The sequence below is a fragment of the Pseudomonas sp. 18173 genome (assembly GCF_050432945.1).
In the GTDB taxonomy this organism is placed as follows: Bacteria; Pseudomonadota; Gammaproteobacteria; order Pseudomonadales; family Pseudomonadaceae; genus Aquipseudomonas.
In genome coordinates this window covers 1-438 of record NZ_JBKFTN010000087.1, presented here as the reverse complement: position 1 = coordinate 438, position 438 = coordinate 1, and the positions used below count along the sequence as shown (strand labels likewise).

The following is a 438-nucleotide window of genomic DNA, read 5'->3' as shown; positions in this document are numbered from 1 at the left end:
TGCTGAAGGGGGGCTAATGGGCAAGCGCATGGGGATCAGCTTGGAGATGCCTGATCGCCGCCTGGCTATTCCAGATTCGGCAAACTATCGGTTTGCCGTGTTCTGCTGTTCGTACAAGGTGGACTTGGGCAGCACCCCCGATCACGCATTGGCGCTGTTCGTTGACCTGGCAATGGCCGAGCGCTACGGCGCTTGGATGTGGCCCTCTACATTTGAAGTGGTCGACCTGCTTGGCAAAAGGGGCGATGACCAATGACTGCTCCTTTGAAAACCCTGACTGTGAAACTGTCTGATGCCGTCATCAAACAGCATGCCGTCGACCCGACCATTACCGAGCTGAAGGATCCTCGGCACCCGCTGCGCTTTCGTTACCGTCATGACCGCAGCAAAGGCAGTTGGCACCTAGTGCGTTTCGACAAGGGCGCCAAATGGAAAAAG

Annotated in this window: 1 protein-coding gene and 1 pseudogene; both read left to right on the top strand. The window is 56.6% G+C overall.

Going from position 1 to position 438, the window contains the following annotated elements; translation table 11 throughout:
- Nucleotides 1-46 precede the first annotated feature (46 nt).
- Nucleotides 47-256, top strand: a complete 210-nt coding sequence (locus tag ACLD1X_RS29200; protein ID WP_429373746.1) for a hypothetical protein — start codon at nt 47-49, stop codon at nt 254-256.
- Nucleotides 253-438, top strand: a pseudogene (locus ACLD1X_RS29195) (hypothetical protein); the annotation flags it as partial. The gene ACLD1X_RS29200 and the pseudogene ACLD1X_RS29195, both read left to right, overlap by 4 nt.